The sequence below is a fragment of the Xanthomonas sp. NCPPB 2866 genome (assembly GCF_041475745.2).
Lineage (GTDB): Bacteria > Pseudomonadota > Gammaproteobacteria > Xanthomonadales > Xanthomonadaceae > Xanthomonas > Xanthomonas arboricola.
In genome coordinates, this window is the sequence record NZ_CM192975.1 from 4,601,055 (window position 1) to 4,624,790 (window position 23,736).

The 23,736-nt window shown below is 66.4% G+C and carries 21 protein-coding genes and 1 other RNA gene; 11 read left to right on the forward strand and 11 right to left on the reverse strand.

Annotation, left to right across the window (positions count from 1 at the left end; translation table 11 throughout):
- Positions 1-38: 38 nt before the first annotated feature.
- A complete protein-coding gene (locus ACCQ04_RS19555) occupies positions 39-476 on the reverse strand; it encodes a GFA family protein (RefSeq protein WP_184519901.1) in 438 nt (145 codons plus the stop codon).
- Entirely contained in the window at positions 473-1,252 is a 780-nt protein-coding gene (gene xth, locus ACCQ04_RS19560; RefSeq protein WP_024937567.1) for an exodeoxyribonuclease III, read from the reverse strand. The genes ACCQ04_RS19555 and xth overlap by 4 nt, the downstream gene beginning before the upstream one ends.
- Positions 1,253-1,745: 493 nt before the next feature.
- Here xth and ACCQ04_RS19565 point away from each other — a divergent pair, with 493 nt between their 5' ends.
- Positions 1,746-2,894, forward strand: a complete 1,149-nt coding sequence (locus ACCQ04_RS19565) for an ROK family transcriptional regulator (RefSeq protein ID WP_226427884.1) — start codon at positions 1,746-1,748, stop codon at positions 2,892-2,894.
- 85 nt (positions 2,895-2,979) lie between these two features.
- Here ACCQ04_RS19565 and ACCQ04_RS19570 read toward each other — a convergent pair whose 3' ends face one another.
- The 7 genes from ACCQ04_RS19570 to ACCQ04_RS19600 form a co-directional block, all read right to left on the reverse strand.
- A complete protein-coding gene (locus ACCQ04_RS19570; protein WP_372358601.1) occupies positions 2,980-3,693 on the reverse strand; it encodes a hypothetical protein in 714 nt (237 codons plus the stop codon).
- 92 nt (positions 3,694-3,785) lie between these two features.
- Entirely contained in the window at positions 3,786-4,676 is an 891-nt protein-coding gene (locus tag ACCQ04_RS19575) for a peptidylprolyl isomerase (RefSeq protein WP_226427883.1), read from the reverse strand.
- Between the two features lie 89 nt (positions 4,677-4,765).
- Positions 4,766-4,841: non-coding RNA, sX9 sRNA (locus ACCQ04_RS19580), on the reverse strand.
- Positions 4,842-4,902: 61 nt separating this feature from the next.
- Positions 4,903-5,910 (reverse strand): glycerophosphodiester phosphodiesterase family protein, encoded by a 1,008-nt coding sequence (locus tag ACCQ04_RS19585; RefSeq protein ID WP_024937571.1) that lies wholly within the window; start codon positions 5,908-5,910, stop codon positions 4,903-4,905.
- 627 nt (positions 5,911-6,537) lie between these two features.
- Positions 6,538-8,265, reverse strand: a complete 1,728-nt coding sequence (locus ACCQ04_RS19590; RefSeq protein WP_065033399.1) for a cation acetate symporter — start codon at positions 8,263-8,265, stop codon at positions 6,538-6,540.
- Entirely contained in the window at positions 8,262-8,579 is a 318-nt protein-coding gene (locus ACCQ04_RS19595) for a DUF485 domain-containing protein (RefSeq protein ID WP_024937573.1), read from the reverse strand. The genes ACCQ04_RS19590 and ACCQ04_RS19595 overlap by 4 nt, the downstream gene beginning before the upstream one ends.
- Before the next feature lie 84 nt (positions 8,580-8,663).
- Positions 8,664-10,046 (reverse strand): DcaP family trimeric outer membrane transporter, encoded by a 1,383-nt coding sequence (locus ACCQ04_RS19600; protein ID WP_039521213.1) that lies wholly within the window; start codon positions 10,044-10,046, stop codon positions 8,664-8,666.
- Positions 10,047-10,340: 294 nt separating this feature from the next.
- Here ACCQ04_RS19600 and acs point away from each other — a divergent pair, with 294 nt between their 5' ends.
- On the forward strand, positions 10,341-12,284 hold the full coding sequence (acs, locus tag ACCQ04_RS19605; RefSeq protein WP_039513479.1) for an acetate--CoA ligase: 1,944 nt from the start codon (positions 10,341-10,343) through the stop codon (positions 12,282-12,284).
- 232 nt (positions 12,285-12,516) lie between these two features.
- Positions 12,517-13,185, forward strand: coding sequence for a response regulator transcription factor (locus ACCQ04_RS19610; RefSeq protein WP_016901792.1), 669 nt, complete (start codon positions 12,517-12,519; stop codon positions 13,183-13,185).
- An 82-nt stretch (positions 13,186-13,267) separates the two neighbouring features.
- On the opposite strand, the gene ACCQ04_RS19615 is transcribed toward ACCQ04_RS19610, so the two are convergent.
- Entirely contained in the window at positions 13,268-13,600 is a 333-nt protein-coding gene (locus ACCQ04_RS19615) for a hypothetical protein (protein ID WP_226427882.1), read from the reverse strand.
- 309 nt (positions 13,601-13,909) lie between these two features.
- Between ACCQ04_RS19615 and ACCQ04_RS19620 the strand changes: the two genes are divergently transcribed.
- The 3 genes from ACCQ04_RS19620 (at position 13,910) to ACCQ04_RS19630 (ending at position 16,096) form a co-directional block, all read left to right on the forward strand.
- Positions 13,910-14,830 (forward strand): DUF4424 family protein, encoded by a 921-nt coding sequence (locus tag ACCQ04_RS19620; RefSeq protein ID WP_226427881.1) that lies wholly within the window; start codon positions 13,910-13,912, stop codon positions 14,828-14,830.
- 495 nt (positions 14,831-15,325) lie between these two features.
- Positions 15,326-15,889 carry a peroxiredoxin family protein gene (locus ACCQ04_RS19625; RefSeq protein ID WP_226427967.1) on the forward strand — a complete coding sequence of 188 codons (564 nt, stop codon included), beginning with the start codon at positions 15,326-15,328 and terminating at the stop codon, positions 15,887-15,889.
- Between the two features lie 3 nt (positions 15,890-15,892).
- The gene (locus tag ACCQ04_RS19630; RefSeq protein WP_016901788.1) at positions 15,893-16,096 is read left to right on the forward strand and encodes a hypothetical protein; all 204 of its coding nucleotides are present in this window, start codon (positions 15,893-15,895) and stop codon (positions 16,094-16,096) included.
- A gap of 100 nt (positions 16,097-16,196) precedes the next feature.
- Here ACCQ04_RS19630 and ACCQ04_RS19635 read toward each other — a convergent pair whose 3' ends face one another.
- Positions 16,197-17,825, reverse strand: coding sequence for a family 43 glycosylhydrolase (locus tag ACCQ04_RS19635; RefSeq protein ID WP_104569536.1), 1,629 nt, complete (start codon positions 17,823-17,825; stop codon positions 16,197-16,199).
- A gap of 362 nt (positions 17,826-18,187) precedes the next feature.
- On the opposite strand from ACCQ04_RS19635, the gene ACCQ04_RS19640 reads away from it, so the two are divergent.
- From ACCQ04_RS19640 to ACCQ04_RS19660, 5 genes are all read left to right on the forward strand, one after another.
- Positions 18,188-19,189: an aldo/keto reductase gene (locus tag ACCQ04_RS19640; RefSeq protein ID WP_226427966.1), complete on the forward strand. Its 1,002-nt coding sequence runs from the start codon at positions 18,188-18,190 to the stop codon at positions 19,187-19,189.
- The gene (locus ACCQ04_RS19645; RefSeq protein WP_226427880.1) at positions 19,186-20,058 is read left to right on the forward strand and encodes an amidohydrolase family protein; all 873 of its coding nucleotides are present in this window, start codon (positions 19,186-19,188) and stop codon (positions 20,056-20,058) included. Before ACCQ04_RS19640 ends, ACCQ04_RS19645 begins: the two co-directional genes overlap by 4 nt.
- Complete coding sequence (locus ACCQ04_RS19650; RefSeq protein ID WP_039521219.1) at positions 20,055-20,825, forward strand: SDR family oxidoreductase; 771 nt, start codon at positions 20,055-20,057, stop codon at positions 20,823-20,825. The genes ACCQ04_RS19645 and ACCQ04_RS19650 overlap by 4 nt, the downstream gene beginning before the upstream one ends.
- Before the next feature lie 142 nt (positions 20,826-20,967).
- Positions 20,968-21,825 carry a fumarylacetoacetate hydrolase family protein gene (locus ACCQ04_RS19655; protein WP_102252871.1) on the forward strand — a complete coding sequence of 286 codons (858 nt, stop codon included), beginning with the start codon at positions 20,968-20,970 and terminating at the stop codon, positions 21,823-21,825.
- Positions 21,826-22,314: 489 nt separating this feature from the next.
- Complete coding sequence (locus tag ACCQ04_RS19660) at positions 22,315-23,634, forward strand: L-fuconate dehydratase (RefSeq protein WP_024937583.1); 1,320 nt, start codon at positions 22,315-22,317, stop codon at positions 23,632-23,634.
- The last annotated feature ends 102 nt before the right edge of the window (positions 23,635-23,736 follow it).

Consider the following 23,736-nt stretch of genomic DNA (forward strand, 5'->3'; position numbering starts at 1 on the left):
GAACATTCAACGCCCGGGCTTGCCCGGGCGTTGTCGTTTCAGCCATCGGCCGGAGCACGATCCAACGGATGGTGCACCCCATCTTCCACCGGCACGGCGATGTTCAACGCATAGGGATTGACGCCTTCCAGGCAACCGACGTTGTAGCCGTACTCGTTGGGATTGGAGCGCCGCCGGTGATGCGTGTAGATGCCGCACACACCGCAGAAGTAATGCGCCGCCACGTGCGTGTTGAACTGATACAGCCGCAGCACATCCTCGCCCTGCCGCACGTGCAGGCCGTCCAGCGTCACCGAGGCGACGATGGCACCACGGCGGCGGCACATCGAGCAGTCGCAACGGCGCGGATCGAGCAGGCCGTGCGGCAGATCCAGATCGATCTGCACCGCGCCGCAGTGGCAACTCAGCCGATGCACCGGGCTGATCGTGACCTCGCCAACCTTGTATGTGCTACGCCGCAGATGCCGCTCGCTCATGCGCCCGCCTCGGCCAGGCGCACCCAGGCCGGTGCGTGGTCGCTGGGGCGCTCCCAGGTGCGCGGTTCGCGGTCGATGCCCGCGTCCACCGCGCGTGCGCGCAAGGCCTCCGAGACCAGGGTCAGATCGATGCGCAGGCCCAGATTGCGGCGGAATCCGGCCTGGCGGTAATCCCACCAGCTGAACTGCTCGGCTTGCTCATGATGCAGCCGGAACGCATCGTGCAGGCCCAGCGCCAGCAGTTGTTCCAGCGCGGCGCGCTCGGCGCTGGAGGTGAGGATGTGGTGCTCGTTCCACACTGCCGGATCGTGCACATCGCGCGCATCCGGGGCGATGTTGAAGTCGCCCAGCACCACCAGCTGGGGATACTTGTGCAGCTCCTGCGCCAGCCAGTCGTGCACCGCGGCCAGCCAGCGCAGCTTGTAGGCGTACTTGTCGGTGCCCACGTCCTGGCCGTTGACCACATACAGGTTGACGATGCGCACGCCATCGACGGTGGCGGCGATCGCGCGCTGCTGCACGTCGTCGAAACCGGGGATGCCCATCTGCACGTCCAGCGCCGGCGAGCGCGACAGGATCGCCACGCCGTTGTAGGTCTTCTGCCCGCAGAACACGCTGCGATAGCCGGCAGCGGCCAGCGCCGCATCCGGAAACTTGTGGTCTTCCAGCTTGGTTTCCTGGATGCCGACCACGTCGGGTGCGAACGTGCCCAGCCACTGTTGCAGGTGCGGCAGGCGCACATTGAGCGAGTTGACGTTCCAGGAGGCAATCTTCATGGCGTGGCGCGGACCGTGGTTCAAACCACCAATGGTACCGCGCCGCCGGAGTGTGCTCAGGGGCGTGGGGCGATGCGCACGCCGAGCTGGTTGGCGACAGGGCGTTCCCGCTCGGAATGCCGGTGTGGATGAGACGATTGAGCGCGTGCAGGCGCACCGTCCACGCGCACGGTCAGGGTGCTGGAACCGCAGTCGGCGACCAGCATCCATCGCTTTTTGCGCGCGATCCAGGCCAGCGCGCTGCGCGGTTGGGCGCCTCGCCGTAGTCGGCGCGACTGGCCTCGCGTGGCTGGCGCTTGCCGTCGGCCATCTGCAGCTCGGCGGTGCAGGTCGAGCAGGGGCAGCAGGCCGCGGCCGGGAACACGGACAGGTGCGCAGGCGTGAGGCGGGATGACCGCTGATGAAAGAGGCTGGCAATTCAATAACTTACTGTAAATTAATTATTTCGACCGGACCGGGTAAGCTGGCCCCTCCCCCCGCGCCGCCGCTCGCCATGCCGTCCACTGCCGCTGTCGCATTGCCGCCGCATGCGCCGAATTTCCCCGGCCTGAGCCGCAACGAGCGCGACATGCTCGACCGCCTGCGCCTGGCCGGCGTGCTCACCCGCGCCGACCTCAGCCGCGGCACCGGGCTGACCGTGCAGACTGCGGTGCGCCTGATCGAAGGCCTGCAGGCGCGCGGCATGGTCCACATGGGCAGCGGCGTGGCACGTGCCGGCCGCGGCAAGCCGGGGGTGGCGGTGTCGTTGAATCCGGCGCACGGCCACACCTGGGGCGTCTCCATCGCCACCGACGCGCTGAGCCTGGCGCTGGTGGATTTCGCCGGCCAGGTACTGGCGGTCAGCGAGCTGCCGCTGGACGCGCGCAGTGCCGACGCGGTGTTGCTGCAGCTGCAGGCCGGCGACGCAGCGCTGCTGGCAGGCCTGGACCACGCGGTGGGGCCGCGGCTGGGGATCGGGTTGGCGATGAGCGGGTTCTTTACCGGCGAGGACGGGCGTATCAATCCGCCCGAACCGCTGCGCGCGCTTGGCGAGTTCGCCCTGGCGCCGTGGCTGGCGCAGGCCTGCGCGCAGCCGGTGTGGATGGACAACGACGGCAGCGTGGCCGCCGCCGGCGAAGCGATGCTGGGCGTGGGCCGTCGACATCGCGACTTTGCCTACCTCTATCTCAGCTACGGGTTCGGCGGCGGCCTGGTCATCGACGGCCAGGTCATGCGCGGTGCGCGCGGCAATGCCGGTGAATTCGCCGGCATGCTGCCGGCGCAGAAGCTCGAACGCGCCACGCTGGAACTGCTGCGCGAACTGCTGGCCGACGACGGCGTGGCGTTTGCCGACGTGCGCAGCCTGCTGGCCGCCTACGACCCGACCTGGTCGGCGATCGAGCGCTGGATCGCGCGCAGCGCGCCGGGAGTGTCGTTGATCGTCTCGGCGATCACCGCGGTGTGCGACCCGGAAGCGATCGTGTTCGGCGGCCGCCTGCCGGCCGATCTGGCCCGACGCCTGATCGCCGCCGTGCAGATCGACAACCTGCCGCGTCGCGGTCAGGGCAGGCCGATGCCGCTACTGCTGCCGGCCGAGGCACCGGCCGACGCCTGCGCGATCGGTGCGGCGACGCTCCCGTTGAAGGCGCGCTACTTCCGTTGACTGAAGGTGCCCCGCCCCTGTCGCGGGTGCTGACAGTCTGCGTTGCCGTTGGATAGGCGCTGGTTCGTGCGTCGCAGAACCGGCGTCAATCTGCGGTGGCAGCGCGCCCACGGCAGCAATAGCCGAACAACTCAACCGCCAGCTCACGTGCCTGTTGCTGCTGTTGTTGGGTGAGCGACTCCAGCAATTCGTTTTCTGCCTGCAACGGTGCCGATGGATCCAGCGCGTGGTCCGGCGGTTGGCGCGACGCCAGCCGCCACGCCGCCGCATACACCGGGTCGGGCGCATGCAACAGCGGCGATTCCACCACCTGCGCCAAGGTGTCGATGGCATCGCGATGGCCCGCCAATGCCAGCGCTTCCAACTCGGCCACAATCGCGGCCACCTCCTGTTCGTCGCTCGCCGACAGTTGCGCAGGCATGCCGGCAGGTGCGCCGGCCACCGCACGTTGCAGCAACTCGGCCGCACGCTGCGCAAGTAGATAGCGTTGCGCATCGGTATCGCCGTGTGCCGCGGCCGTGCGTAGCAGCGCCTCGATCTGCAGCTGCGTGCCGGCGACGCAGCGACGGCCCTCCAACGGCGGCACCTGTGCACCGCCGTGCGCGATCTGCGCGGCTCGCTCCTCACCCTGTTGACGACAGGCCAGCTGTTGCATGGCGCTGTCGAACAGGCCCTGAGCGACGCGCGCCGGCAGCTGCGTCGATGCAACGCCGGCATGCACCGCAGGGCGCGCAGCGACGCCGCTCTGCGGGTGCAACGCAGCAGGCGTGCGCAGGCTCCACATTCCGGCGGCCGACATCGCTACGGCCACGCACACCGCGCCCGCCACCGACCAGCGCGACCGCTTCCGATGCCATGGCCGCGCGCCAACGTTCAGCGCAGGCGCCGGCATCAACGCAGTGCCGCTTCCAGTGCGGCGCGATCGAACTGCAACGGGTTGTCCTGGCGCAGACGTTCCAGCGCAGCGGTGGCCGCCTGGTCGCGCAATTGCACTTCGATCTGTCCGCGCGCTGTCTCCAGCGTGGCGGGTATGCGCGCATCCACACGGATCAGGTGATATCCCTCCGGCCCGCGGACGGGGCCCGAAACCTGCCCCACGCCCAGCCCCTGCACGGGCGCAGCAAAGACATCGGCCACGTTGCGCAGGAAGATCGATGACAGCTGGCCGCCCTCGGCCGCAGTGCTAGCATCGTCGGATTCGCGCATTGCCAGTTCTTCGAAGGGCGTGCCGGCATCCAGCTGTTGCTTGAGCCGCTGTGCGCGTGCGAGCGCCTGCGCATCGGTCAACGGTGTGCCGCGCCGGGCATCGCCTTGGGGCTGCAGCGCCACGAATAGATGGCTGAGGCGAACCTCGTCGTAATCGTGCGGATGCGCATCGAACTGGGCCTGCACCTGCGTGGCGTCGATAGACGCGGCATCGCGTGCGCGCCGCTGCATTGCCTCGGCAAGAATGGCATCGGTGGCCTGACGGATGTGCGCGGCCACCACCGGGTCGTCTTGCAGATGCGCCTGGCGGGCCTGGTCCACCAGCAGCAGCCGGTCGGCAAATTCGCGTACGAAACTCGGGTCGGCCGCAACGGCCGGATTGGCATTCTGGGGCAGGTCGGCCAGGGCCAGCGCGCGATATTCCGGCGCACTGAAGGTCCGGTGTCCAATCTGCAGCACCTTTCCGGAAGCCGGGCCAGTGTGCAGGTGTGCATCGGGCGTGGCGGCCTGCGCCAGCGGTGTGGAGCAGGCAAGGCTCAACCAAAGTAGCCTGAAACAATGCGGTGTGGAAAACATGGGCAATCTCCGTCATGGCATGAACCGGCGGCGGCAGTGCCGCCGCCGGGGCCGCCGGCCCGCACGGGCCGGCAACAGCTGCTGAGAGCGGCTAACGAAACGTAGCGAGCAGTCGTCAGGTGGGCGTGGGCGACGCGCAGGGACCGGCGTGTACGAGTGGTACATGAGGGTTCCGAGCACCGGCCGCGCCCGCCTGGCGGCTGCGCAGTAGTTTTGTCAGTTGCTCTTAGTCGTGCTTGCCGCGCGCACGCAGGTAGGCGATGGCCGCTTTCGGGTCGTCGCTGGTGATCAGGCCAAAGGCCTCGTCGCGTACGATGAAATCCAGATTGCCGCGATTGTCGGCCGTGTCGCGGCCACCGCCGTAGGAGAAATACAGATCCGACAGCGCGTAGCAGCAGGCGCCGCTGTTTTGATAGAACTTGCCAGCAGACGGGCCATCCGGAATCGCCTGGAACACGCCCACGCGATACCCACGCTCGCGAATGAAATCGGCATCGCTCTGCAGCAGGCCGCCGAGTTGCTTGACGTTGATCTCCATCGTCTGGTGACCGTTGTTCATCCATGCCGAAATCGTCTGGCGCACATTGATCTTGCCCAGCATGTTGGTGGTGAACACCGGTATGCCGACCATGCCGCTGCCATCTGCACGGTAGGCATCGCGACTGGTGTACAGCGTTGCATTGACCTTGGCGGCTACATAGCTGCCCGATGCCGCGCCGAACTGGCTTTCGGCGGCCTTGCGCACTGCGCGTACCGTGGCCGCATCCTTGATGTCGAACACCATCGGCGTACGCAGGTTGTGCTGCTTGTAATAGGCAAACAGCTCATCCACACGCGGTACGTGATAGCCGGTGGTGGTACGACGATCAGGCGTCAGCAGGAACAACTGGCTGACCTGCGACCACGGGGTGACCAGAATCGACGGGTTGACGCCCTGGTTGGTGATCGGGTCGTACTTCACTCCGGGATGTTGCTGCCACACGGTGGTGGTGCGGCCCAGGTTGTAGTCGTGCAGCAATACCGGCACGCCATCGCTGGTGAGCTTGACGTCCAGCTCCACGCCATCCATGCACTGGTCGTTGGCGATCTGCAGCGAGCCGCGCGAGTTTTCCGGCATGTCGGCGATGCCGGCGTATTTGCCCCATAAGCCACGGTGCGCCAGCACAACGGTATTGGAGGAGTTGAACAGGATGCGTTGCATCTTGATATCGGAGCTGTCGTTGCAGGCGGCCATCGCCAGCTGCGGCAGTGCAGCCAGCAGGGCCAGGGCGCCGAACAGGCGGCAGGCGCGGGCCAGCGGATGTGGAGCGAGGAGGATAGGCATGGTCTCAGTGTCCCGGTTCGTAGGTACAGGAAGGGCAAGAGGTGGACGAGAGCCGACGGGTCGACGCAATCGGCGGACTCGCTTGCAGCGCACTCGCCAACCGGTCGATACCGGGGGAGAGGCCAAGCCGGGCGTGATCAGCGTTCGGCTTGCGGCCAATTTAGTCACCCTAGATGACTTAATTTCTTCGCTGGTGTTGCGGTTGTTCGCGATCGCGCAGGCATTGCGTACAAAACGAAGCGGGCGATGCGATCGCATCGATGCCACGCAAGGACGCAGCGCTGTCGTGCATGCGCGCGCAGCGCGTCGCACGCCCGCGCACCGAGGTCTGATGGGGCGTTGCGCCCGGGTCGTCACGATGCTGGATCGCTGCCGGCACCCGCACGGTGCGCGCGCTCGACCGATACCCCCCCGCCCTTCGCGTCAGAAGACGATCGTAGGGACGTGGCAACACAGACGCTGCCCGCTGCCAGCCTTGGCCAAAACGCAAAACGCCGGCACAAGGCCGGCGTTCTGCGACTGCGCAGTGACTGTACGTCAGTGACCCGACGCACCGCTGGCACCCAGGCCGGTTTCGGCACGGATCTGCTGCGCCTTGAACGCTGCACGTTCGTTGGCGGCCTGCGGGCTGTGATCCAGGATCGAGAACAGCCAGATGCCGACAAAGCCAATGGTCATCGAGAACAGCGCCGGCGAGGTGTACGGGAACGGCGCCGAACCGGCTGCATTACCCAGCGTGTCCACCCACACCGACGGCGACAGGATGGTGAGCACCAGCGACGAGACCAGGCCCAGGAAACCGCCGACCACCGCACCGCGGGTGGTGCAGTTCTTCCACAACAACGACAGGATCAGCACCGGGAAGTTGGCCGAGGCCGCGATGGCGAACGCCAGCGACACCATGAAGGCCACGTTCTGCTTCTCGAACACGATGCCCAGCAGCACCGCGATCACGCCCAGCACCAGGGTGGTGGCACGCGAGACCTTCAGCTCCGAACCCGGCGCCGGATTGCCCTTCTTGATCACCGTGGCGTACAGGTCATGCGACACCGCCGAGGCGCCGGACAGGGTCAGGCCTGCGACCACCGCCAGGATGGTGGCGAAGGCTACCGCCGAGATGAAGCCCATGAACACGTTGCCGCCCACTGCATTGCCGACCAGCACTGCCGCCATGTTGGCCGCGCCCTTGCCGCCGTGGATGGTGCCGGTGGCGACATCGGCGAACTGCGGGTTGGTCAGCACCAGCGCGATCGCACCGAAGCCGATGATGAAGATCAGGATGTAGAAGTAGCCGATCCAGGTGGTGGCCCACAGCACCGACTTGCGCGCCTGCTTGGCATCGGGAACGGTGAAGAAGCGCATCAGGATGTGCGGCAGGCCGGCGGTGCCGAACATCAGCGCCATGCCGAACGAGATCGCCGAGATCGGGTCCTTCACGAAGCCGCCCGGGCCCATGATCGACAGGCCGGCCTTGGCCGCGTCCTCCGGCGATGCGCCGCCATTGGCCGCGATCGCGGTCTTCACCCGCACGCCCTCGGCAAACAGCGCCTCGAAGCTGAAGTTGAAGTGCCACATGATCGCCACCGCCATGAAGGTCACGCCGGTCAGCAGCAGCACCGCCTTGATGATCTGCACCCACGTCGTGGCGGTCATGCCGCCGAACAGCACGTAGACCATCATCAGCACGCCGACCAGGGTCACCGCCACCCAGTAGTCCAGGCCGAACAGCAGCTTGATCAAGGCACCGGCGCCGACCATCTGTGCGATCAGATAGAACAGCACCACCACCAGCGTGCCCGACGCGGCAAAGCTGCGGATGGCGGTCGGCGCGAAGCGGTAGCCGGCCACGTCGGCGAAGGTGTACTTGCCGAGGTTGCGCAGCCGTTCGGCCATCAGGAAGGTCAGGATCGGCCAGCCGACCAGAAAGCCGATCGCATAGATCAGGCCGTCGTAGCCATTGGCCATCACCGCCGCGGTGATGCCCAGGAACGAGGCCGCCGACATGAAGTCGCCGGCGATCGCCAGGCCGTTCTGGAAGCCGGTGATGCCACCGCCGGCGGTGTAGAAGTCCGAGGCCGACTTGGTCTTGGCCGCCGCCCACTTGGTGATCCACAAGGTGCCCAGCACGAAGAAGCCGAACATGCCGATCGCCACCCAGTTGGTGGGCTGCTTGTCGACCTGGCCCATGTCGCCGCCGGCGGCCAGCGCGATGCCGGCCGGCATCAGCCCGGCCAGGATCAGGAGAAGGCGCGAATACTTGCTCATTTGCGTGCGTCCTCGAGGATCTGCGCGGTCAGCTGGTCGTAGGTGTTGTTGGCGCGGCGCACGTAGATGGCGGTGATGACGATGGTGAACACCATCACCCCGATCGCGATCGGGATGCCGATCGAGGTCACGCCGGCACCGATCGGCTTGGCGAGGAATTCCTTGTCGAAGGCGATCAGGCCGATGTAGCCGTAATAGGCCAGCAACATCAGCACGGTGAGGGTCCAGCCCAGCGCGTTGCGCTGGCGCTTGAGTGCGTGGTACTTCGGATTGGCATCGATCTTGGCGATCAGTGCGTCATTCGAGACGGTCATTGTCTGTCTCCTGGTAGAGCGCGGGTAAAACGACGGTGGCCTTGCCCGTCCCACCGCAGTGGAACGAGCCGCCGGTGGCAGAAACTAGAAGCTGTACTTGGTGGTGAATTGCAGGCGCGAAATGTCGCCGCTGTCGCCGTTCTCGGCTTCGCGACGGCCATACATCAGCTCCGCGCCCACATCGACCTTGGGCAGCGGCGAATAGAACACGTTGGCGCGGATGCTCTGCTGCGATTTGCTCGCAAGCGCGCCGGTATTGGCGATGTCGTGGTCGTAGTTCACCCGCGAATACATGATCGTGCTGCGCAGCTTGGCGTTGTAGTCGTGGCGCCAGGCCACCCAGCCGGCGATCGTGCTGACGGTCTGGATATTGCCGTCCATGTCGATCTCCACATCCGAGCCGTTGCCCAGGCCCAGATAGCGCCCCAGGCCCTCGCCGTAGCTGAGCTGGTAGCGCAGATCGTTGTTGGAATTGATGATCCAGCGGCCGCCACCGGCAATCGCGCCACCGAAGTCGGTGTCGTTGGTCAGCGCACTGCGCGTGCGGTACTGGCGCGCGATCGCCGACAGGCCGAACGTGCCCCAGGTGCCCTTCCAGTTGTAGCGCGCGGTCAGGTCCGGCATCGCACCATGGTCGGAGGCCAGGATGGTGTTGCCGCCCTGGTAGGGCGTGGTCAGCGTCTCGGGGTTTTCCGCCGACACGCTGAAGGCGCCACGGGTGTAACGGATCTGGGTCTGGCGGCTGAACAGCGCGCCATCGGTCGGCCCGACGATGTCGGCGGCCTCGGGCAGGATCGTGGAGTCGATGAAGTTGGACCAGGTCTGGCCGGCCAGCCAGTTGTTCCAGCTCACGTAGGCGTGGCGCAGGGTGCCGCCGTACAGATTGTTGACCTGGTTGGCCAGCGCGTTGCCGAAGAAATCCAGTTCGATGAAGCCGGTGATCTTGTCGCCGTTTTCGGTGACGGTGTCCACGCCCAGGTTGAAGCGCGAGAACTTGGCATGGAAGTCGGTATCGGTGCTCGAGGCCTGGCCACCGACCGGCGTCTGGGTCGGGATATACAGGTAACGGCCCACCGCGCCCTCGGGCAATGCGCCGTCGGAGGTGCGGGTGGTCATGAAGTCGGCCTTGATGAAACCACCGTAACGGAACGTTGTCCCCGCCGCTGCGTTCGGTGTGATGCTGGTCAGCTGGATCGGCCGCTTGCCGGCCGGCACCGCAGGCGCGGCCGGTGCCTGTGCCTGCGCGGCGCGCACCTCGGTCACCTGGGTCTGCGTCTGCGTGATCTGGCCCTGCTGTTGTTGCTGCGCCGACACCAGCAGCTGGACCTGACGCTCGAGCTCGGCAATGCGTGCTTCCAGCGCCTTTTCCTTGGCGGTCTGCGCGAACGCCACGCCCGGCAGGATGCTCGCCACGAACAAGGCAGCCGCCAGCGGATGGCGCACCAACGGTGCAGTACGGTGTGTCATGGACCCCTCTCCCCGATAAGGCCTCGCGCTTAATGGCGATGCTGTGCGGAGCGTGAGGCAGTCCGCGCTTTGGAGCCTATTCGCCTTTGGTCGTAGCTGCAACGCAGCATTCCGCAAGGTGACCGATCGTCGCACCAGGGCCAGCAACCGATTGCCGATCGCGCGCTGCGGCGGTTAAGACCAAGGTCTAAGGCGCGGTTGAACGCCGGGACAGAATGGATGCGGCACACTGATTGCCTACCGAGGGCAGCCGCAACGTCCTCTTCCGACAAGTTCATCGCAAGTGAGGGTGCCATGGCTGATGTTTATCCCGTCGATCCCGCGTTCGCCGCCGATGCGCGCATTACGCGCGAGCAGTACGCAACGCTGTACCGCGAATCGATCGAACACCCCGAGCAATTCTGGGGCAAGGCCGCGCAGCGGCTGGAATGGTTCAAGCAACCCACCCAGGTGAAGGACGTCAGCTACGCGCTGGACGATTTCCATATCCGCTGGTTCGGCGATGGCGAGCTCAATGCCAGCGTCAACTGCCTGGACCGCCAGCTGGCCACGCGCGGCGACAAGACCGCGCTGTTGTTCGAACCCGACAGCCCGGACGCGCAGTCCTACCCGGTCACCTATCGCGAGCTGTACGAGCGCGTCTGCAAGCTCGGCAATGCGCTGCGCAATCTCGGCGTCAAGAAGGGCGACCGCGTCACCATCTATCTGCCGATGATCGTCGATGCCGCCGTGGCCATGCTCGCCTGCGCGCGCATCGGTGCGGTGCACTCGGTGGTGTTCGGCGGGTTTGCCGCCAACTCGATTGCCGACCGCGTGGTCGATTGCCAGAGCAAGCTGATCATCACCGCCGACGAAGGCCTGCGCGGCGGCAAGAAGATTCCGCTCAAGGCCAATGTCGATGCGGCGCTGAAACTGCCCGGCACCAACACCGTGGAAACGGTACTGGTGGTGCGCCACACCGGCGGTGCGGTGGAGATGCAGGCACCGCGCGATCGCTGGTTCCACGATGTGGTCGACGGCCAGCCGGCCGAGTGCGAACCCGAGCGCATGAACGCGGAAGATCCGTTGTTCATCCTCTACACCTCCGGTTCCACCGGCAAGCCCAAGGGCGTGCTGCACACCACCGCCGGCTACCTGCTGTTTGCCAGCTACACGCATGAGGTGGTGTTCGACCTGCGCGAGGACGACATCTACTGGTGCACCGCCGACGTGGGCTGGGTCACCGGCCACAGCTACATCGTCTACGGTCCGCTCGCCAACGGCGCCACCGCAGTGATGTTCGAGGGCGTGCCGAACTACCCGAACGTGTCGCGCTTCTGGGAAGTGATCGACAAGCACAAGGTCAGCATCTTCTACACCGCGCCCACCGCGATCCGCGCGCTGATGCGCGATGGCGAGGAGCCGGTCAAGAAGACCTCGCGCAAGAGCCTGCGCCTGCTCGGCAGCGTCGGCGAGCCGATCAATCCGGAAGCCTGGCGCTGGTACTACGAGGTGGTCGGCGACAGCCGCTGCCCGATCGTGGACACCTGGTGGCAGACCGAAACCGGCGGCATCCTGATCTCGCCGCTGGCCGGCGCGGTCGATCTCAAGCCGGGCTCGGCCACCCTACCGTTCTTCGGCGTGCAGCCGGCACTGGTGGATGCCGAAGGCAAGATCCTGGAAGGCGCCACCGAAGGCAACCTGGTGCTGCTGGATTCGTGGCCGGGGCAGATGCGCTCGGTCTATGGCGACCATCAGCGCTTCATCGACACCTACTTCCGCACCTATCCGGGCAGCTACTTCACCGGCGACGGCTGCCGCCGCGATGCCGATGGCTATTACTGGATCACCGGCCGCGTGGACGATGTGATCAACGTGTCCGGCCACCGCATCGGCACCGCCGAAGTGGAAAGCGCGCTGGTCTCGCACCCGAAGGTCGCCGAAGCGGCCGTGGTCGGCTTCCCGCACGACGTCAAGGGCCAGGGCATCTATGCCTACGTCACCCTGATCGCCGGCGAAACCCCGAGCGAGGAACTGCACAAGGAACTGGTGAGCTGGGTGCGCAAGGAGATCGGCCCGATCGCCTCACCCGATCACCTGCAATGGGCACCGGGCCTGCCCAAGACCCGCTCGGGCAAGATCATGCGCCGCATCCTGCGCAAGATCGCCGAAAACGCACCCGATCAACTCGGCGACACCTCGACCCTGGCCGATCCGTCGGTGGTGGATTCGTTGGTGAGCGAGCGGTTGGCGCGCTGAGGGGCGGGGATTGGGCATTCGGGAATGGGGATTCGCAGAAGCGGGTTCCCAGTCCTTCGCCATTCCGCGTTCGAATGTCCGGTATTGAACGGCAGTCGGGACGCAGACGGCGCTTTCAGACCGGCTCTTGCGAATTCCGATATCCCTGCTTCCACGAATCCCGGCTCCCAAATCCCCCCATCCCGCGCGTCTGCAAATCCCCACTCCCCCCATCCCCAATCCCAGCCGCTCAATGACCACCCTGCTGATCGCCGATGACCATCCCCTGTTCCGTGAGGCCTTGCGCGGGGCTGTGCAGCGCGTGATGCCGGGGGTGCAGTTGTTCGAGGCCGACACGGTGGATGCGCTGTACACCCTGGCCGATGCGCAACCGGATGCCGATCTGCTGTTGATGGATCTCAACATGCCGGGCGCGCAGGGATTCAGCGCGCTGGTGCATATGCGCTCGCTGCATCCACAGTTGCCGGTGGTGGTGGTGTCGGCACGCGAAGAGCCGACGGTGATGCGGCGTGCGATCGACCATGGCGCGTTCGGGTTCATTCCCAAGTCCGCCGATTCGGACACCATCGGCCGTGCCCTGGCCACGGTGCTCGATGGCGAGCGCTGGATCCCGGCCGAAGCGCAGAACCTGCCGCCGACCGACAGCGAAGAACGCGAAGTGGGCCAGCGCCTGCGCGATCTCACTCCGCAACAGTTCCGCGTGCTGCAGATGCTCGGCGCCGGGCGTCTCAACAAGCAGATCGCCTACGACCTGGGTGTGTCCGAGGCCACCATCAAGGCGCATGTCACCGCGATCCTGCGCAAGCTCGGCGTCACCAACCGCACCCAGGCGGTGCTGATGGCCGGCAAGCTCGCCATCGATGCCGACGGCATCGTGCTACCGCCGCCTGAAGAAGACTGAGCGCGTTCGTCAGCCGGCCTGCGAAAACGAAGGCCTACCGCCGCAGCGAAGCGGCGCGTGAGGTCACCACCGCAGAGGACAATCAACGCAACGGCTGGCCCGTGCAGACCTTCGACGCGCTTTGCGGCGAGGGCACATGCCACACCGCGTTTTCGTTTTCGTCCTCGCCTTCATAGATCGCATAGCGCCCATCGTCCTGGCGATGCATGGTGGGGCTGAAGGTGACGAAATCGGTGCGGCCGTCGGGGCCGATGAAATGCATGTCGCCTCCGCACACGATATTGGAATTGGTTTCCGGCCCCAGGGCAGCGCAGGTGACCTGCGAGGTCTCCGCGCGCACCACGCGACTGACGCGTGGCCGGACCAGCCCGCGATCGGCGGCCTCGCAGAAGTAATCGGCAAGCACCGTGCGCATCTCACGCTGCGACGGCATCCAGGGCGGACAGCTGCTGTACGCATCGGCGGTGCAGCTTGAGACCACGGCGGCAGGCTGGCTGCGATCGGGCGCAGCAGCGAGGCTGTCTTGCAGTGGCAGCATCAGGCAGGCGGCGACAGCCAGCAGGGAAACGTAGGAAGGCATCGGAGCGTGGGATTGGAGTGCGCAGGGCGTGCGACTGTACGCCATGCGCAGTTGATGCCATGCATGCCCGCGCTGCGGCATCGGCAGGTGCGTGGCATGCTGTGCGCCTGCGGCGCGTCGGTGCGTGCCAGTGCCAGGGGATCCATGCAGCCACTCTCTTTTCCGCGCGGCCCGCTCGGGCTGGGCCTTGCGCTGGCCGTACTCGGCTGCGGCAGTGCGCAGGCCAACGACAGCAGCTTCGGCGATGACAACGGCACCATCCGGCTGTTGCATCAGCCCGATATCAGCATGGACAAGGAAGCGCTGCTGCTGAGCGAGGAGCGCGTGCAGGTGGACTACGTGTTCACCAACCACAGCGCGCGCGCATTGAGCGTGCCGATCGCCTTCCCGATGCCCCCGATGTATGTCGGCATGGCCGATCACAGCGAACTGACCGATTTCAATCTGTGGGTGGACGGCAAACCGGTGACCACCACGCGCAAGCTGGTGGTGTTGCTGGACGATGGCAGCGACATCTCCAAGGCATTCGCCGCAACCGGCTGGAGCACCGACGATATCGCCGCGTTCGCCGAATCGGGCAACGTGCCGACCGGGCGCACGCCGTTGCCGGCGCGCTGGATCGACCGGGACCAGCAACCGCGCTTCACGCTCAGCGAGTACTTCGTCTGGCAACAGGTCTTCCCGGCACGGGGCAGCGTGCAGATCCGGCATGCCTACGCGCCCAGCCTGTCCACCGGCGTGCCGCAGGGCAGCGCGTTCCTGCTGGAGTCGTATGCAAAGCGCACCTGCATCGAACCGGCGACCAAGGCCAGCATGCAGCGGCGCGAGGGTGCGCACGGCCTGGGCTGGGCCAACCTGCGTTATGTGCTGACCACCGGCAAGAACTGGAACGGCCCGATCAAGGACTTCCAGCTGACCATCCGCAAGCAGGCCGCCAGCGATATCCTCAGCCTGTGCTTCGACGGCGCGCTGAAGAAGATCGATCCGCTGACCTTCCAGTTCAGGCAGGCCGACTTCGTGCCGATGCGCGATCTGGAGCTGCTGTTCGTGCGCGGCGTCGAGTGACCGGCGGCCAACACCCGCTAGCCGAACGCGCGTCTGCCTGCTGTCGGCGCGTTGCAGACGCGCTGCAGATCAGCGCTGATGGATCGCGCACCGCTTGTGTTCGCCTGGCGGCAGGGCGCCGCGTCATCGGTCGGCAATGATCGGTGCCAGCTGCAAGGATCAGATGACGGCGGTAACGCTCGCAGCCACTGATCGCAGGAACACGCGCAGTCGCCGCACGCACTCTCATCGATGGTTCGGATAGTGCTGCGTGCCTCGCAGACACGACGCAGTGCTGTTGATCGACACGCCACACCACAGTTGCGCAATCGATCCCTGCCAACTGCTGCGAGACTGGCAAGCCCAAGCGCAGCGGCGTGACCGCCTCCACAACCCTGCACCGCGCGACATCGCAGTTGTCGATATCACCATTGACCATCAGCTCATGCCTGGGCAAGGCTCGGGCTTGATGACGCTAACGGAGCTGGTATGGCGCGACGTTTCCCCTGGCTCTGGATCGGGCTGCTGATTGCCTGTGCATTGATCGCCGTGCTGGCATGGCAGAACAAGCAGCTGCGCGCGCAGCAGCAGTTGCTGCAGGCCCGCATCAGCGTGCCGTATGACGGCATGTACGTGCCGCGCATCGAAGTCACCGATACCGCCGGCCAGCGTCATCTGCTCGGCGTACCGCAGGGGCAGGCGCAGGTGCTGTTCTTCTTCACCACCACCTGCCCGTATTGCCAGCGCTCGGCCCCTACCGTGCTGCGTGCGGCGCGGCAGCTGCAGGCCAATCTGCCCGGCCGTCCGCAGTTGCTCGGCGTGTGCCAGTGCGATGCGACGCAGGCTGCGCGCTATGCGCATGTGCATGGCTTCGATTTTCCGGTGGTCACGTTGACCGATCGTCGCGCGTTGATGCTGTTTCGCGCGCGCAACGTGCCACTGCTGATGGCCATCGACGGGCAGGGGCGCGTGCGCCATTCCCGTCTTGGCGTCTTCGATACCACGGAGCAGGTGCAGGACCTGGTCGCCGCCTTGCGCCGCACGGATGCGCCAGCGGCTTTGGCAACGGTGAAGGAGTAATGCATGAAGAAGCGTTGGGGTACCTTGCGGACGGCGTTGATGGCGGCCACGTTCCTGGCCAGTACCGGTTTCGGTGCGTTCCAGGTGATGGCGGTCGATAACGCACAGCCGAAGACCGAATCGTGTAGTGCGTGGGCCTGCAAAGCCGAATGTCCGGAGTTTGGCGGCGACCTGGGGCAGGGCAACGTCTGCTACTGCTGCGGCTGACAGCGGCTATCACACCTACTGCGCAGTTCAGCCTCATCAGTCGCTTTAGGTCTGACGGCGGGGTCCCCCCGGGCCCCGCCGTTTGCCGGCAGCACCGCGCTCAGCGTAGCGCGCGATAGCGGAAATCGCGCAACACCACTGCGCCCTGCTGCGCGGCGTAGATGCCAAGCTGCAGGCTCAGGAAGCCGCCGAATACGTTGTGGTGGAAGCCGGACATTTCCATGCGCGTCGGGTGGCGGATCCACTGCCGGCCATCGTCGAACGAATAGTCGAAGGTCACCACGTGCGCCTCGTTGCTCAGACGCAGGCGGATGCGTCGGTGCGTGTTGGGCGCGCGTGCCCACACCAGTTCTTCTGAATACTCGTAGGTCTTGATGGTGTCGGGCGTAACGCCGATGCCGACGAAGGCCTTGTGGTTGTAGAACAGCAATAGGCCGCCCTCGGCATTGCCGATGAGTTCCAGCGCGACCTCGGCGACGTAGCCGCGATCGGGCACGCCGCAGGTCAGTGGCGAGCTGTCGGCCGGCGAGCTGCCGGAACAGGCCAGCGTGAGCGACCGATCCGCCCGTTGCACGCGCGCCTGCTCGCCGGGCCCGGGCGCATGCAGGCTCCATTGGGTGCCGAACCTGTCGCTGGAAAAATCGTCCGACAAGGCGAAACCGCTGAGCGCCGCGTTGCCGGTGGCATTTGCGCGTGCAGGCGTGCGCAATGGCCTGGACAGATCGCCACCGGTGGCGCGGAACCAGCCATCGGCGGTCCACTCGATCGGCTCCAGCAGAGTCTGCCGGCCCAGCGTGCGGAAGCCGTTTTCGTAGCCGTGATAGACCATCCACCAGTCGCCACGCGGCCCTTCCACCAGCGTGGCATGCCCGCGCGACCACCACGGCTCCTGTTCGGACTGGGTGCGCACCAGCGGGTTGCGCGGGCAGTGCTCCCATGGCCCATGCACCGAGCGCGCACGCGCGGCGATGACCATGTGCCCGGTGACCGGACCGGCGGTGCCGCCGACCGCGGTGACCAGGTACAGCCACCCATCGTGCCAGGTCAGCTTGGGGCCTTCGGGGGCAAAGTTCTCCACGATCCAGTCGTCGGGATAGCGCCAGGGCGCGTAGGCCGGTTCCACCTGCCCGTCGGTGGCCAGGCCGTCGTCGCGCAGGCGCACCTTGCGGATGCCGTTGACGAACAGGTAGCGCTTGCCGTCCTCGCCCAGCACATGGCCGGGATCGATGCAGCCGGCGATCTGCAGATCGATTGGGTCGCTCCAGGGTCCGCGGATGTCGTCGGCCCAGATCACGAAGATCGACCAGCCGGTGTCGTCCGGATTGGCCGGGATATAGATGAAATAGCGGCCATCGTGCTTGCACAGGTCCAGTGCCCAGATCGTGCCCAGCTGCTTGCGCAGCGCCGGGCCGAGCGGCGTCCAGTTGACCAGGTCGGTGGAATGCCACAGCACGATGCCCGGATAGGAAAGGAACGACGAAAACGTCATGTAGTAGTCGTCGCCATCCTTGAGGATGGTGGGGTCGGGGTGATCGCCGGCCACGATGGGATTGAGGTAGCTGCCGTTGCCCAGGTCTGCCTTGCGCTGGCCTTCGATACCGCGCGCCCACTGCGGGGTGCCGGTGCAGGCCGCACGCGCGTCGCCCGCCAGTGCGGCCGGCGACAGCGGGGCGACGACGGCGCCGGCGGCAAGCACCTTGAACAGGTCCCGGCGGGTGGTGGTTGGCATGGGTGCGCGTTCGTGCGGGACGGGCTGGTATCTAGCCTCAGGTATCGGACCGGGGCAACCGCGCAGGCGGCGTTATAGGAAGCGCTCATGCCAGCTGCGGATTTCGACATAGATCAGCTGCTACGGCGTGTGGAGCTCGCAAGCGGGCAAGGTGCTGGAATCCACACATGTCGCACGTGCTGAACACCACCAGCTGCAATGCTGCACTGCAGCGTGATCTGTTCACTTATGATTGCGATATTCATATGCGAACAGACCGGCATCGGCCGGCTGGTGGACGTTGCGATGCCCAGTGACTGCTTCAACGATTGCGTGAGCACCTGTTCGGCGACCGCCAGCTGCGCGGAGCGTGCGGCGTGACCATTGCACGGCAGCGTCTGGGCAACACCGACGTGCAGCTCTCGGCACTGGGCTTTGGTGCCGCGCCGATCGGCAATCTGTATGCCGAGGTCGACGAGGGCCAGGCACTGGCCGCCGTGGCAGCTGCGTTCCAGGCCGGCATCCGCCATTTCGATACCGCGCCTTACTACGGCTATGGGCTGAGCGAGAGCCGCCTGGGCCGTGGCCTGGCCGGCGTGCCGCGCGGCGCGTATACGCTGTCGACCAAGGTCGGCCGCTGCATCTACGACGATGCGCAGGCCGCCGCCGGGCGCGACGGCTTTGCGGTGGCGGGCCGCCGCGCCGAGTTCGACTACAGCGCCGATGGCGTGCGGCGCGCGTTCGCCTCCAGCCTGGAACGCCTGGGCACCGACTACATCGACGTGCTGCTGCTGCACGACATCGGTGCGCTGACCCACGGCGACAACCACGCCAACGTGCTGCGCCAGGCCTTGGAGGAGGCCTTGCCGGCGATGGCGGAGCTGAAGGCGGCCGGTGCCTGCGGGGCGATCGGGCTGGGCGTCAACGAGCAGGACGTGGCACTGGAGGTGCTGCCACGCTTTCCGCTCGACTGCGTGATGCTGGCCGGCCGCTACACGCTGCTGGAACAGCACGGCGCCCGCACCCTGCTCGAGCAGGCGCAGCAGCGCAACGTGGCGATCCTGTCGGCCGGCCCATACAGCTCCGGCCTGCTCAGCGACGCACGCGGCCCCGGCGCCACCTACAACTACGCCCCGGTCGACGCCGCCACCCTGCAGCATGCGCAGCGCCTGTACGCGGCCTGCGCAGCATTCGAGGTGGATATCGGCGCGGCGGCGTTGCAGTTTCCGCTGGCACATCCGGCGGTGACCACGGTGGTGGCCGGCATGCGGACGGTGGCCGAGGTGCAGTCAGCCGCCGCGCGCCTGCAGGCGCCGATCGCACCGGCACTGTGGCAGCGCCTGCGCGATGGCGGCTTGCTCGACGCGGACCTGCCCACGCCATGAGCCGCATCGACGCACACCTGCATTTCTGGCAGCTGGCCCGTGGCGATTACCACTGGCTGACGCCCGAGCTGGCGCCGCTGTATCGCGACTTCGGCCCCGCCGATATCGGCCAGGCGCTGGACGCTGCCGATATGGAGAGCGTGGTGGTGGTGCAGGCGGCCGCGACCGAGGCCGAAACCCGTTACCTGTTCGAGCTGGCGCGCGCCGATGCGCGTATTGCCGGCGTGGTCGGTTGGGTCGATTTCGCCGCGCCCGATGCCGCCGCACGCATCGACGCGCTGGTGCAGGCCGGCGGCGGCGTGCTCAAGGGTCTGCGCCCGATGGTGCAGGACATCGCCGATGTGCAATGGCTGGCCCAGCCCGAACTGGATGCTGCCTTCGATGCGCTGATCGCGCACGACCTGGCCTTCGACGCCCTGATCCGCAGCGTGCATGTGCCGGCGCTGCAGGCACGCCTGAAGCGCCATCCGCAGCTGCGCGTGGTCATCGATCACGGCGGCAAGCCGCAGATCGCCGCAGGCGAATTCGTCGCCTGGGCCGCCGGCATGGCCGCGCTGGCGCAGCATCCCAATGTGCACTGCAAACTCTCCGGCCTGCTCACCGAAGCAGCGCGCGGCGCCGGCGTGGAGGCGCTGGCACCGTATGTCGCGCATCTGTTCGCACGCTTCGGCCCGCAGCGTGTGCTGTGGGGCAGCGACTGGCCGGTGCTGACCCAGCGTGCCGATTACGCGCAGTGGTTCGACATCGCACAACAGCTGGTCGCCACACATGCCGACGGCCATGCCGGAGCGGTGTTCGGCGACAACGCACGCACGTTCTATCGTCTGCCACGGCCGGCGGCCCCCACCCACGGAACCTCTTCGGTATGACTGTCTCGATCCCTGCAACTCCCAACGACCGCCTGCATGGCAAGCGCTGCCTGATCACCGCCGCTGGCGCCGGCATCGGCCGCGAAAGCGCACTGGCCTGCGCACGCGCCGGTGCGCAGGTGATCGCCACCGATATCGACGCCGCTGCCCTGCAGGCGCTGGCGGCCGAATCGGAGGCCATCACCACCCAGCTGCTGGATGTCACCGACGCGGCGGCGGTTGCCGCGCTGGTCGCGGCGCACGGCCCGTTCGATGTGCTGTTCAACTGCGCCGGCTTCGTGCACCAGGGCAGCATTCTCGATTGCGACGAGCCGGCCTGGCGGCGCTCGTTCTCGATCAACGTCGATGCGATGTACTACACCTGCAAGGCGGTGCTGCCGGGCATGCTCGAACGCGGCCGCGGCAGCATCATCAACATGTCCTCGGTGGCCTCCAGCATCAAGGGCGTGCCCAACCGCTTCGTCTATGGCGTCACCAAGGCCGCCGTGATCGGCTTGAGCAAGGCCATTGCCGCCGATTACGTGGCCCAGGGCGTGCGTTGCAACGCGATCTGCCCCGGCACCATCAAGACGCCGTCGCTGGGCCAGCGCGTCAAGGCACTAGGCGGCGACGAACAGGCGGTGTGGAAGAGCTTCACCGACCGCCAGCCGATGGGCCGCCTGGGCGACCCGCGCGAGATCGCACAGCTGGTGGTGTACCTGGCCTCGGACGAATCGTCGTTCACCACCGGCCAGACCCACATCATCGATGGCGGCTGGTCCAACTGAGCGCGCTGCGTACCCCAACGTGGGCGGCCAGTGCCGGATGCGAGCTGTACTGCCTTGATTTGAGCACGCCGTCCTTATCCACCCGATGCATGCGCGCTAGCGTTGCTGGCCGCTCCATTCCTCACCTGCAAAGGAAGACTGCATGAAACTCGTACGCGTTGGCGCCCCCGGCCAGGAACGTCCTGGCCTGATCGATAGCGAAGGCCGCATCCGCGATTTGAGCGGCGTGATCGACGATGTGGCCGGCGAGCACATCACCAATGCCGGCCTGGACAAACTGCGTGCGTTGGACGTGTCCACGCTGCCGCTGCTCGACGGCGAGCTGCGCTATGGCGCCGCAGTGGGGCAGATCGGCAAGTTCATCTGCGTGGGGCTGAACTACGCCGACCACGCGGCCGAATCGGGCATGGACGTGCCCAAGATGCCGATCCTTTTCATGAAGGCCACCACTGCGGTGACCGGCCCCAACGACACCGTGATCATCCCGCGCGGCTCGGTCAAGAGCGACTGGGAAGTGGAACTGGGCGTGGTGATCGGCGATGTGGCGCGCGATGTGGCGGTGGACGACGCGCTGAACCACGTCGCCGGCTACGCGGTCATCAACGATCTGTCCGAGCGCGAGTTCCAGCTCGAGCATGGCGGCCAGTGGGTCAAGGGCAAGAGCGCCGACACCTTCGGCCCGATCGGCCCGTGGCTGGTCACCCGCGATGAAATCGCCGACCCGCAGAACCTGTCGATGTGGCTGGAGGTCAACGGCCACCGCTACCAGAACGGCAGCACCCGCACGATGGTGTTCGGCGTGGCCGAACTGGTCAGCCACATCAGCCGCTATATGACGCTGATGCCGGGCGATGTGATCAGCACCGGCACCCCGCCGGGCGTGGGCCTGGGCCAGAAGCCGCCGGTCTACCTGAAGCCGGGCGACGTGATGGAGCTGGAGATCGAAGGCCTGGGCCGCCAGCGCCAGCCGGTGGTGGCGCATCCGCGTGATGCTGCCTAAAGCCCCTCTCCCAACGGGGCACTAGGGCACGGCTTGCGCGCCTCTGGCGCGCGTGCGTTGGTGCGCCCGCGCCGCAAGCGCGGGCCGGGGCGCGTAGCGGGGTTGGGGTGAGGGTACGTAGCGACATATCCAAGCAGTTCGTCGCGATGTGCGTTTGCCGTCAGGCGTGACATGTCGGCATGTGTGTTGATGTGTCATGCGCAAATTTTTCAAGCGATGTGCGGGGGCGTTGAACTTCCAGGTGCTGTCGCGCGTTGGTATCCACACGCAGTTGGTCGCGCAGTGATGCGTTGATCTGTGTTGTTCGTTGATCTGTGTTGCAAACGCATGCGTACCTGCAGCGCTTCAATACAGTCGGCGCTTCGCGTCCGTACCCTCACCCCCTCCCGGGGGAGAGGGGCTCCGGCGCCCGTCTCCGTTTCCGTTCTCCGTTTCCGTTTCCGTTTTATTTCGCGCGTTTTATTCCCGTTTCCATCGCCCAGGACTTCCATGAGCACCATCATCGCCCTCGACACCCACGACGTCCGCTTCCCCACCTCGCGCGAGCTGGATGGGTCGGATGCGATGAATCCGGATCCGGATTACTCGGCCGCCTACGTCGTGCTGCGCACCGATGCGCCGGATGACCTGGCCGGCTACGGCCTGGTGTTCACCATCGGCCGCGGCAACGATGTACAGACCGCCGCGGTGGCCGCACTGGCCGAGCACGTGGTCGGCCTGTCGGTCGATGAGGTCATTGCCGATCTGGGCGCGTTCGCGCGCCGGCTCACCAACGACTCGCAGCTGCGCTGGCTGGGCCCGGAAAAGGGCGTGATGCACATGGCGATCGGCGCGGTGATCAACGCCGCCTGGGACCTGGCCGCACGCGCGGCGAAAAAGCCGCTGTGGCGCTACATCGCCGAGCTCAGCCCGGAACAGCTGGTCGATACCATCGACTTCCGCTACCTCACCGACGCGCTCACCCGCGACGAAGCGCTGGCAATCCTGCGCAATGCGCAACCGCAGCGTGCGCAGCGCATCGCCACGCTGATCGAACAGGGCTATCCCGCCTACACCACTTCGCCCGGCTGGCTCGGCTACTCCGACGAAAAGCTGGTGCGGCTGGCAAAAGAAGCCGTCGCCGATGGCTTCCGCACCATCAAGCTCAAGGTCGGCGCCAACGTGCAGGACGACATCCGCCGCTGCCGCCTGGCGCGTGAGGCGATCGGCCCGGACATCGCGATGGCGGTGGATGCCAACCAGCGCTGGGACGTGGGCCCGGCGATCGACTGGATGCGCCAGCTGGCCGAATTCGACATCGCCTGGATCGAGGAACCGACCAGCCCGGACGACGTGCTCGGCCACGCCGCGATCCGCCAGGGCATCACCCCGGTGCCGGTCTCCACCGGCGAGCACACCCAGAACCGCGTGGTGTTCAAGCAGCTGCTGCAGGCCGGTGCGGTGGACCTGATCCAGATCGACGCCGCGCGCGTGGGCGGCGTCAACGAAAACCTCGCCATCCTGCTGCTGGCCGCCAAGTTCAACATCCGCGTGTTCCCGCATGCCGGCGGCGTCGGCCTGTGCGAACTGGTGCAACACCTGGCCATGGCCGACTTCGTCGCCATCACCGGCAAGATGGAAGACCGCGCGATCGAATTCGTCGACCACCTGCACCAGCACTTCCTGGACCCGGTGCGCATCCAGCACGGCCGCTACCTGGCCCCGCAAGCCGCCGGCTTCTCCGCCGAAATGCACCCGGCCTCCATCGCAGAATTCAGCTATCCCGACGGCCGTTTCTGGGTCGAAGACCTGGCCACGGCAAAGGCCTAATCCAACGCATCACCTAATCGTAGGATGTGTTGTAGGAGCGGCTCAAGCCGCGACAGGCTTTCCCGATTGCCCGATCGCGACCGAAGCCGCTTCTGCCTGGCG

Coding starts and splice junctions, on each gene's coding strand:
- ACCQ04_RS19555 (WP_184519901.1), bottom strand. CDS start 476: ATGAGCGAGCGGCATCTGCGGCGTAGCACATACAAGGTTGGCGAGGTC.
- xth (WP_024937567.1), bottom strand. CDS start 1,252: ATGAAGATTGCCTCCTGGAACGTCAACTCGCTCAATGTGCGCCTGCCG.
- ACCQ04_RS19565 (WP_226427884.1), top strand. CDS start 1,746: ATGCCGTCCACTGCCGCTGTCGCATTGCCGCCGCATGCGCCGAATTTC.
- ACCQ04_RS19570 (WP_372358601.1), bottom strand. CDS start 3,693: ATGTCGGCCGCCGGAATGTGGAGCCTGCGCACGCCTGCTGCGTTGCAC.
- ACCQ04_RS19575 (WP_226427883.1), bottom strand. CDS start 4,676: ATGTTTTCCACACCGCATTGTTTCAGGCTACTTTGGTTGAGCCTTGCC.
- ACCQ04_RS19585 (WP_024937571.1), bottom strand. CDS start 5,910: ATGGCCGCCTGCAACGACAGCTCCGATATCAAGATGCAACGCATCCTG.
- ACCQ04_RS19590 (WP_065033399.1), bottom strand. CDS start 8,265: ATGAGCAAGTATTCGCGCCTTCTCCTGATCCTGGCCGGGCTGATGCCG.
- ACCQ04_RS19595 (WP_024937573.1), bottom strand. CDS start 8,579: ATGACCGTCTCGAATGACGCACTGATCGCCAAGATCGATGCCAATCCG.
- ACCQ04_RS19600 (WP_039521213.1), bottom strand. CDS start 10,046: ATGACACACCGTACTGCACCGTTGGTGCGCCATCCGCTGGCGGCTGCC.
- acs (WP_039513479.1), top strand. CDS start 10,341: ATGGCTGATGTTTATCCCGTCGATCCCGCGTTCGCCGCCGATGCGCGC.
- ACCQ04_RS19610 (WP_016901792.1), top strand. CDS start 12,517: ATGACCACCCTGCTGATCGCCGATGACCATCCCCTGTTCCGTGAGGCC.
- ACCQ04_RS19615 (WP_226427882.1), bottom strand. CDS start 13,600: ATGCGCACGGTGCTTGCCGATTACTTCTGCGAGGCCGCCGATCGCGGG.
- ACCQ04_RS19620 (WP_226427881.1), top strand. CDS start 13,910: ATGCAGCCACTCTCTTTTCCGCGCGGCCCGCTCGGGCTGGGCCTTGCG.
- ACCQ04_RS19630 (WP_016901788.1), top strand. CDS start 15,893: ATGAAGAAGCGTTGGGGTACCTTGCGGACGGCGTTGATGGCGGCCACG.
- ACCQ04_RS19635 (WP_104569536.1), bottom strand. CDS start 17,825: ATGCCAACCACCACCCGCCGGGACCTGTTCAAGGTGCTTGCCGCCGGC.
- ACCQ04_RS19645 (WP_226427880.1), top strand. CDS start 19,186: ATGAGCCGCATCGACGCACACCTGCATTTCTGGCAGCTGGCCCGTGGC.
- ACCQ04_RS19650 (WP_039521219.1), top strand. CDS start 20,055: ATGACTGTCTCGATCCCTGCAACTCCCAACGACCGCCTGCATGGCAAG.
- ACCQ04_RS19655 (WP_102252871.1), top strand. CDS start 20,968: ATGAAACTCGTACGCGTTGGCGCCCCCGGCCAGGAACGTCCTGGCCTG.
- ACCQ04_RS19660 (WP_024937583.1), top strand. CDS start 22,315: ATGAGCACCATCATCGCCCTCGACACCCACGACGTCCGCTTCCCCACC.